Consider the following 2,473-nt stretch of genomic DNA (forward strand, 5'->3'; position numbering starts at 1 on the left):
GCTCATTGAGCGGCATACCTCAACATAGCGGCTAAGGCGAAGAGGATAAATAATACTCCAGCAAATAGGGTGATAAACCGTTCCGATAGTCGCCCTGCCACTAAGCGTCCAGCTATAACTGCTAGCCCAATGCAGAGGAAAAAGCCTGAAAGAGCACCGCAGGCAACGCCTACAGGTTGATAGGTGGCTGCTAGCATAACCGTCGTAATTTGGGTACGATCGCCCCATTCCCCCAAAAACACCAGTCCAAAGGTTTTACTCGCGATACTCAAGGCTGGCAGCGCCTTGGAGTGAACCTGACTAGCCTCAGAAGCCGCGATCGCAGCCTGAGCCTCTTCGACTTCCTCGTTTCCGGTCTGCCCCCTGTCCATGCGAAAGCCATCGTACAGCAACTTCAGGCCAAAAGTGGCAAACAGGGTAATCTCACCAACCCGAACCACAACCGGAGGGAGCAGTGCAATGAGCTGTCCTGCTGTTACAGCCAACAATGTCATAGTGGCCAGAGCAGTGAATGCCCCCAAAAACACTAGCCGTCTTGAATAATTCATCGCTAGCAGAGCAGCAATGAAAAACGTCTTATCTCCCAACTCTGCTAGACCAACCAATAGCAAACCAGCGGTGAACGCTGTAAACAAGTCAACAACCATCATGTCCTCCTCTCAAGTGACTTGTCTAGCTTGAGAGAACCTGGAAAGAGATACAGACACTCCACCAAGTTCACATCTCGCTAGACATGAACTAGGTGAAGGTCTCGCTTTTCGCAATGCTTTACGGATAACGCTGACATCACGAGTCTGGGCCAGGCTCATCACCAGTATGTTGACCCAGAACGTCTGGCACCAGCCAGCAGCTACTCCCCTTCAATCGAGAACAATGATATCAAACTGCATTCATAACTGCAAGCTTTTAGTTCTACTAGTAATGAGATTTAACCATCTTCATGCTCAAGATTGGCGATGCTAACAGGAGTTAAATCTGCGATCGCTCGACAGAGTTGAAACGCTAGACCTGTCTTAGGCTAGGCTTTGCCTGCCATCAGCAAGCCCAGGCGGTTAATGTCAGCTTGGTTAGCATCCATCTCACCTACAAGTTTGCCTTCGTAAAGCACAACAATGCGATCGCTCAAGGCCAAAATCTCATCCAGCTCTGTAGAAATCAACAGTATGGCGGCTCCGGCATCTCGGCGCGCTAACAACTGAGAATGGACAAACTCAGTCGCACCAATATCTAGGCCACGAGTAGGCTGGGCAGCTAGCAACACTAGGTGATCACGGGTGAGTTCGCGAGCAAACACTACTTTTTGAGCGTTCCCACCGGAAAGCTTGCCGGTTGAGGTTTTTACAGATGGCGTGCGAATAAAGTATCGCTGTACTAGCTCGATCGCATGGTTGATAATAACGTTTGGGCGCAATAGCCCTCGCCAGTTAAAGGGCGAACGCTGAATATCCTTGAGCACTAGATTTTCGGCTACCGAGAAATCAGACACTAATCCCATGCTGTAGCGATCGCTAGGCACATGGGCTAGCTTGCCTTCCAACCATAACTCTCCTGCCTGCAAAGGTCGCAAACCGACGATCGCCTCCTCTAGTTCCCGCTGACCATTGCCATCTACCCCAGCAACACCCACAACTTCCCCAGGATACAGCGCCAAGGTAATGCCCTGCAATGCTGGCAGGTTGTGGCTACCCATTACCCAGACATTCTTTAACTGCAGCGCAGGCTCTGGGCAAGCTTCTGAACCCTGAGTCAGAGGCTTGTGGGGTTGACTATTTAGCGAGGCATCTGGTAAGCCAAGGTCTGGGATCAGTTGGCGACGCTGGAGGTTAATATCCCGTCCTACCATCATTTTAGCTAGCTGCTGGGCAGTACAGTCTGAGGTAGCCACAGTACCCACAACCTGCCCATCTCGCAAGACGGTTACCCGGTGACAAACGGTCATTACTTCTTTTAACTTGTGGGAAATGAAGATGATGGCAGTACCCTGAGCTGCTAGATTGCGCAGAATAGCCATCAAGTCTTCGGCCTCTTGGGGTGTGAGCACAGCAGTTGGTTCATCTAATATCAACACACGGGCTTGACGATAGAGGGCTTTGAGAATTTCGACGCGCTGCTGTTCACCAACAGATAGTTGCCATACCTGAGCTGCTGGATTAATGGTTAACCCATATTGGGCGGCTAGTTGGCGGAGGCGATCGTGAAGACGATTGGGATTTTCTCGCAAGATGCGCTTGCCCGTTTGTCCCAAAATAATGTTCTCAGCGACGGTAAAACTGTCTACGAGCATGAAGTGCTGGTGCACCATGCCAATGCCAGCAGCGATCGCTTCTCGAGGCGATCGAAAGGTGACTAACTGTCCATGAAGGCGAATCTCTCCCGCATCAGGGGCATACAGCCCACAGAGAATGTTCATCAAGGTGGTTTTGCCTGCGCCATTTTCACCTAACAAGGCATGACTTTCGCCCTGGTACACGGT

At 50.8% G+C, this 2,473-nt stretch carries 2 protein-coding genes; both read right to left on the reverse strand.

Translation table 11 applies throughout. The annotated features are described in order from the left end of the window. Nucleotides 1-2: 2 nt before the first annotated feature. The gene (locus NZ772_17260) at nt 3-650 is read right to left on the reverse strand and encodes a TMEM165/GDT1 family protein (protein MCS6815306.1); all 648 of its coding nucleotides are present in this window, start codon (nt 648-650) and stop codon (nt 3-5) included. Between the two features lie 368 nt (nt 651-1,018). After that, the gene (locus tag NZ772_17265; GenBank protein MCS6815307.1) at nt 1,019-2,470 is read right to left on the reverse strand and encodes an ABC transporter ATP-binding protein; all 1,452 of its coding nucleotides are present in this window, start codon (nt 2,468-2,470) and stop codon (nt 1,019-1,021) included. Between the last annotated feature and the right edge of the window lie 3 nt (nt 2,471-2,473).

This window comes from Cyanobacteriota bacterium (genome assembly GCA_025054735.1).
Lineage (GTDB): Bacteria > Cyanobacteriota > Cyanobacteriia > SKYG9 > SKYG9 > SKYG9.

What these genes read in the sequence shown, in the direction of transcription:
- NZ772_17260 (MCS6815306.1), bottom strand. Translation starts at nt 650, where the DNA reads ATGATGGTTGTTGACTTGTTTACAGCGTTCACCGCTGGTTTGCTATTG.